Below are 6,179 nucleotides of genomic sequence, written 5' to 3' on the forward strand. Positions count from 1 at the left end.
TCACAGCGAACGCGCGTAGCGGACGAGCTGGGTGAGGTACGCGGTACGGATCAGCCGCGGCGGCGCCGGTGAGTCGGCCAGCGCCACGCGTACGTCGGGCAGCCGCCGCGCCGGCACCGCCGGGAACATGTGGTGCTCGGCGTGGTAGTTCATGTTGAACGGCGCCAGGAACGCCAGCTCCACCGGGTTGCTGGCGATCGACACCAGCAGGTTGTCGTGTTCCGGAAGCTCCTCGGTGAGCACCGCGTGCTCGATGAAGCTGCGGATGAGGTGGCACACGGTGGTGAGCGTGATCAGCGGCAGCACCCACAGCGCCAGGTAGAGCCACCAGTCGCCGAACGCGAGCCACGTGGCCCCCCACAGGACGAGCTGGGAGATGACCAGGTTGCGCAGGTCACGGATCTTCTCCGACCGTCCGACCGTCGACGGCGCTCCCGACAGCAGCACCATCACCGCGTAACCGCCGAGCAGCCCCAAGCCGAAGTACCGGGTCAGCGCCCACTTCGTCGCCTTGTCCGAGGTGTCGTGAAGCGCGTGGTCGGGATCCTCGGGCGTGGTGATCAGCCGGTGGTGGGCGAGGTGACGCGCTCGGGTCGCGTGCCACGGCGAGCCGCACGGCGACGCGGTGGCGATGATCCCGACGAGTGAGTCGCGGCGCTTGTCCCGGGTGAAGCTGGCATGGATGCAGTCGTGCTCGATGTTGAGCAGCGACTGCTGGCGGGTCGAGATGACGAGGAACGCCAGCACCAACACCCACCAGTGGGTGTAGAGCCCGGCCGCGGTGAAGGCGCCCGCGATGACGAGCCACGTGAACGCGAGGTACGCCCAGTTGCCGATCCGGTCCGCGGGTCGCAGCGAGGCCAGCTCGCGCAGCTGCTCGGCGCTGAGCAGACCGGCGGACTGCACGCCCGGCCCGGCCTTTCCGGGCGCAGCGGAAGTCACCGTCACAGCGGCAGTCTATTCGAGAAGTGCCCGACGTCACCCCCTCGCCGGAGGCGGCCCCGCGCCGTCCAGGCGCAACAAGATCAGCTTGTGCGGCAGGCGCAGCGGGCCGTGCAGGTACTCGCCCGCGACGACGTCGAACCCGAGCCGCTCGTAGAAGGCGAGCGCGCTCACCCGGGCGTGCGCCCACAGCAGGGGTGCGCCCGCGGCCCGCACGACGTCGATGGCACCGCGCAGCACCAGCGCGCCGATCCCCTGTCCCTGCCGGTCGGCTGCGACCGCCATGCCGCGCAGCTGCCAGGCCGCCGGGGCCTGCGGAACCGGCGCCGGGAACACACTCGCGCACCCGACCACCTCGTCCCCGGCGAACGCCGCGACGTGCCGCGTGTCGGCGAACGAGTCGTAGTCGCCCGGCTCGACCGCCATTCCCGGCCGCAGCACCGCCATCCGCAGCGCCAGCACCTCCGCCGCCGACGCTTCGCGCACCACCAGCTCAGCCAACGGACCCGCCCACACCCACGAGTCGCTCGTGCCAGGCTGCCGCCGAAGTGTCGGTGAGCGAGGCGACCTGGTCGACGACGACGCGAAGCCGTGCCGCGTCGTCGTCGGCTGCCGTGAACGCCTCACGCAGCCACGGCTCGAGGGTGCCGGGCGCGCCGTCGGCAACGGCGCTCAACAGCTCGGCGAGCTGCTCGCGTTGCCGAGCCTGCAGTGCAACGGTCCCGGTCCGGCGCATCACGTACTTCGCCGCCACCGCCTTCAAGACCGCGCACTCGCTGCGAGCGGAGGCCGGTACGACGAGCTCGCCGGAGTAACGCCGCAGCGGCCGGCCGTCGCCTTCGGCTCGGGTCGCGTCGACCGCGGCGGCGCAGAGCCGGCCGATCAGTTCGCTGGTCATCTGCTTGAGCACGACGAGGGATCCCATCGAACCGTCGTAGTCACGCACCCAGTACTCCAGCGCCCGCAGCCGCTCGAACGCGGCGTGCAGCTCGTCGGACGACGCGTCCGAGTAGGCCTCGCGGGCGAGCGCGACCACTTCGTCGCGCTCGGTCCGGTCGTCGAGCAACGCCGGCGAGACGAGCCCCGCCTGGATGCCGTCCTCGAGGTCGTGCACCGAGTAGGCGACGTCGTCGGCCCAGTCCATGATCTGTGCCTCGACGCACTTGCGGTTGGGGATCGCGCCCAGCCGCACCCAGTTGAAGACCTCACGGTCGTCCTCGTAGAACCCGAACTTCGGCCGGTCCGCCTCGCGCGGCCACGGATACTTCGTCGACGCGTCCAGCACGGCACGGGTCAGGTTCAGCCCGGCGCTGCGCCCGCTCGGGTCGACCACCTTCGCTTCGAGCCGGGTCAACACCCGCAGGCTCTGCGCGTTTCCCTCGAAGCCACCGATGCCGGCGGCGAAGACGTCGAGCGCGCGCTCCCCGTTGTGGCCGAACGGCGGATGGCCCAAGTCGTGCGCGAGGCAGGCCGTGTCCACCAGATCCGGGTCGGCGCCGAGGGCACCGGCGAGCTCGCGGCCGATCTGCGCGCACTCGAGCGAGTGCGTCAACCGGGTCCGCGGGAAGTCGCTCTGCCCGACCCCGACGACCTGCGTTCGCGCCGCAAGTCGCCGCAGCGCCGCAGAGTGCATCACCCGCGCCCGGTCGCGGACGAACTCACCCCGTGCGGTCTGCTCCGCCTTCGCCGGCTCGTCGACCATCCGCGCGCGCGTCGTCGCGTCGTACTCGCTCGTCACTTCTCGGACCGCATCCTCAGATGACACCAGCACTGTGTTCGTTGTCGTTGTGAAAGATCTCGTAGTAGATGTAGGCCTCAGTCTCCCGCGCGATGTAGCGGACCTCGACCGTCGTGCTGGCGACCGCGGGCCCGGTGCGCTCGGGTGAGGTGTCGGCCTGGATCCCGAGGTCGCGGGCCATCGTGCGGGCACGCAGACAGTGCCAGGGATCCGTGACCAGGACGGCGGTGTGCCAGCCGCGCCCTTTGAAAGCGGCCTCGACCGCGCGCAGGCTCTGCAGGGTGTCGCGACCGGTCTGCACCGCGACGAGCGCCGAGCGCGGCACACCGTGCTGGCGCAGGTACGCCGCTCCGGACTGGGCTTCGGTGTAGTTGTCGCCGGGCTCCTTGCCGCCGACGGTGACGATGTACGGCGCGACACCCTCGTTGTAGAGCGTCAACGCGTGATCGAGCCGTGCCGCGAAGACCGGCGAGGGGTCACCGTTGTACTGGCTGGCGCCCAGCACGACGATCGCGTCGGAGCGCGGATGCTGGTCTTCGCGCGCGACCCACCAGATGTGAATCCAGACCGAGCCGATGTAGCCGACGACCAGGACGAGCAGCAGAAGGAAGATCCGACGGGCCCAGCGGAACCAGGCCAGCGGGGTCACCGGCTGTCGCTACCCGCGGCCTCGAGCGCAGCGCGGCCCGCCTCCAGCCGCGCAACCGGCACCCGGAACGGCGAGCACGACACGTAGTCGAGTCCGACGTGGTGGAAGAAGTGCACCGACTCGGGGTCGCCGCCGTGCTCGCCGCACACGCCGACCTTGAGCTTCGGTCGCGTCGTACGCCCCTCCTCGACCGCGATCTTGACCAGCCGGCCGACACCCTCGGCGTCGAGGGTCTCGAACGGGCTCACTCCGAAGATGCCGACGTCGATGTAGCGCGAGAAGAACGCACCCTCCACGTCGTCACGCGAGAAGCCCCAGCCCATCTGGGTGAGGTCGTTGGTGCCGAACGAGAAGAACTCGGCCGCCTCCGCGATCTGGCCGGCCGTCATCGCGGCGCGCGGCACCTCGATCATCGTGCCGATCAGCGTGTGGACCTCGACGCCGGTCTCCTTGGCGACGTCGGCGAGGATGCCCTCGGCCTCCTCGCGGACGATCTCGAGCTCCTGGACCGCGCCGACCAGCGGGACCATGATCTCCGGCTTCGGATCCTTGCCGTCCTTCTTCAGCTGCGCGCAGGCCTCGGCGATCGCACGAACCTGGAGCGCGAACAGCCCTGGGATGACCAGCCCGAGCCGGACGCCGCGCAGGCCGAGCATCGGGTTCTGCTCGTGCAGCCGGCGTACCGCGTCGAGCAAGGTGCGGTCCTTGTCGCTGACCGGTTCACCCTTGGCCTCGGCAACAGCGAGCTTGACCGAGAGCTCGGTCAGGTCGGGCAGGAACTCGTGCAGCGGCGGGTCGATCAGCCGGACGGTGACGGGTAGGCCGTCCATCGCGGCGAAGATGCCGACGAAGTCCTCCCGCTGCAAGGGCAGGAGCGCGTCGAGCGCCTCCTTCTGCTCCGCCTCGCCCTCGGCCAGGATCAGCCGCTCCACGAAGGCGCGGCGCTCGCCGAGGAACATGTGCTCGGTGCGGCACAGGCCGATGCCCTCGCCGCCGAACCGCCTCGCGCGGGCGGCGTCCTCGTCGGTGTCGGCGTTGGTGCGTACGCCGAGGCGCCGCTTGGCGTCGGCGTGGGAGATGATGCGGTCGACCGCCGCGACGAGCGGGTCGCTCGCCGGGTCGAGCTTGCCTTCGAAGTACTCGACGACCGGGCTCGCCACCACCGGCACCTCGCCGAGGTAGACCGCACCGGAGGTGCCGTCGATCGAGACGACGTCACCTTCGCTGATCGTCGTGCCGTCCTTGATCGTGATCGTCTTGCCGGTGACGTTGATCTCGAGCTCGTCGGCGCCGGAGACGCACGTCTTGCCCATCCCGCGGGCGACCACGGCGGCGTGGCTGGTCTTGCCGCCACGGCTGGTGAGGATGCCTTCGGCGGCGATCATGCCGGGCAGGTCGTCGGGGTTGGTCTCCCGGCGTACCAGGATGACCTTCTCCCCGCGCCCGGCCCACTCGCCGGCCGTCGCGCTGTCGAAGACGACCTTGCCGACGGCGGCGCCCGGCGAGGCGTTGATGCCCTTCGCGATCTGCTTGGTGTCGGTGGCCGCGTCGTCGAACCGCGGGAACATCAGCTGCGCGAGCTGTGCCCCGGTGACGCGCTGCAGCGCCTCGTCCATGTCGATGAGGCCTTCGTCCACCAGCTGCACCGCGATCTTGAAGGCGGCCGCCGCGGTGCGCTTGCCGACGCGGGTCTGGAGCATCCAGAGCTTGTTGCGTTCGACGGTGAACTCGATGTCGCAGAGGTCTTTGTAGTGGTTCTCGAGCTTGGCCATGATGCCCATGAGCTCGTCGTACGCCGGCTTGTCGATGCCCTCGAGATCGGCCAGCGCGACCGTGTTGCGGATGCCTGCGACGACGTCCTCGCCCTGGGCGTTCTGCAGGTAGTCGCCGTAGACGCCCTGGTCACCGCTGCCCGGGTCACGGGTGAACGCGACGCCCGTGCCGGAGTCCATACCGATGTTGCCGAAGACCATCGCGACGACGTTCACCGCCGTACCGAGGTCTGCGGGGATGCGCTCCTGGCGGCGGTAGAGCTTCGCCCGGTCGCCGTTCCAGGAGTCGAAGACCGCGCGTACGGCGAGGTCGAGCTGCTCACGAGGGTCGGTCGGGAACGGCCGGCCGGCGTACTTCTCGACAACCTCCTTGTACTTGTCGACGATGCCGCGCAGGTCGGCGTCGTCGAGGTCGAGGTCGTTCTTCGTGCCCTTGGCCTCCTTGGCTGCGTCGAAGACCTCGTCGAAGTGCTCGCCGTCGACGCCGAGGACCGTCTTGCCGAACATCTGGATCAGCCGGCGGTAGGAGTCCCACGCGAAGCGAGGGTTGTCGGCCTGCTTGGCGAGACCGTCGACCGAGTCGTCGTTCAGGCCGATGTTGAGGACGGTGTCCATCATTCCGGGCATCGAGAACTTCGCCCCGGAACGGACGCTGACCAGCAACGGGTCGTCGGCCTGGCCGAGCTTCTTGCCCATCGTCTTCTCGAGGGCGTCGAGGTGCTCGCTGACCTCCTTGGCCAGCTCGTCCGGCTCGCTGCCGCGCTCGAGGTAGACCTTGCACGCCTCGGTGGTGATCACGAAGCCGGGCGGCACGGGCAGGCCGAGGTTGGTCATCTCCGCGAGGTTGGCGCCCTTGCCGCCGAGCAGGTCCTTGAGGTCCTTGTTGCCCTCGTGGAAGTCGTAGACGTACTTAGGCATTGCGAGCACTCCTCAGCGGACCGGCGACGCCCAAAACCCTACCCAGCCCGCCAGAACCCCGATCACGGCGACCGAAGTAGCACACATCCCGTCTGCGCCGGGCACCCAAAAGGGACATATGGGGCGTCTCGGACGTGGTTGTGTGCTACTTCGAACGGGG

At 69.6% G+C, this 6,179-nt stretch carries 5 protein-coding genes; all 5 read right to left on the reverse strand.

Annotated elements, in window-relative coordinates; all coding sequences use genetic code 11:
- The 5 genes from VG899_12090 to ppdK are packed head-to-tail and all read right to left on the reverse strand — an operon-like array spanning position 1 to position 6,019.
- Positions 1 to 948, reverse strand: a complete 948-nt coding sequence (locus VG899_12090; GenBank protein HWA67093.1) for a fatty acid desaturase — start codon at positions 946 to 948, stop codon at positions 1 to 3.
- Positions 949 to 978: 30 nt separating this feature from the next.
- On the reverse strand, positions 979 to 1,443 hold the full coding sequence (locus VG899_12095; GenBank protein ID HWA67094.1) for a GNAT family N-acetyltransferase: 465 nt from the start codon (positions 1,441 to 1,443) through the stop codon (positions 979 to 981).
- The gene (locus VG899_12100) at positions 1,436 to 2,680 is read right to left on the reverse strand and encodes a deoxyguanosinetriphosphate triphosphohydrolase (protein ID HWA67095.1); all 1,245 of its coding nucleotides are present in this window, start codon (positions 2,678 to 2,680) and stop codon (positions 1,436 to 1,438) included. The genes VG899_12095 and VG899_12100 overlap by 8 nt, the downstream gene beginning before the upstream one ends.
- Positions 2,681 to 2,696: 16 nt before the next feature.
- Complete coding sequence (locus VG899_12105; GenBank protein HWA67096.1) at positions 2,697 to 3,329, reverse strand: YdcF family protein; 633 nt, start codon at positions 3,327 to 3,329, stop codon at positions 2,697 to 2,699.
- Positions 3,326 to 6,019 carry a pyruvate, phosphate dikinase gene (gene ppdK / locus VG899_12110; protein ID HWA67097.1) on the reverse strand — a complete coding sequence of 898 codons (2,694 nt, stop codon included), beginning with the start codon at positions 6,017 to 6,019 and terminating at the stop codon, positions 3,326 to 3,328. Before ppdK ends, VG899_12105 begins: the two co-directional genes overlap by 4 nt.
- Between the last annotated feature and the right edge of the window lie 160 nt (positions 6,020 to 6,179).

The sequence above is a fragment of the Mycobacteriales bacterium genome, assembly GCA_035550055.1.
Taxonomy (GTDB): domain Bacteria; phylum Actinomycetota; class Actinomycetes; order JAFAQI01; family JAFAQI01; genus DASZTV01.

Excerpts from the sequence above, each read along its gene's own strand:
- ppdK (HWA67097.1), bottom strand. The coding sequence starts at position 6,019 with ATGCCTAAGTACGTCTACGACTTCCACGAGGGCAACAAGGACCTCAAG.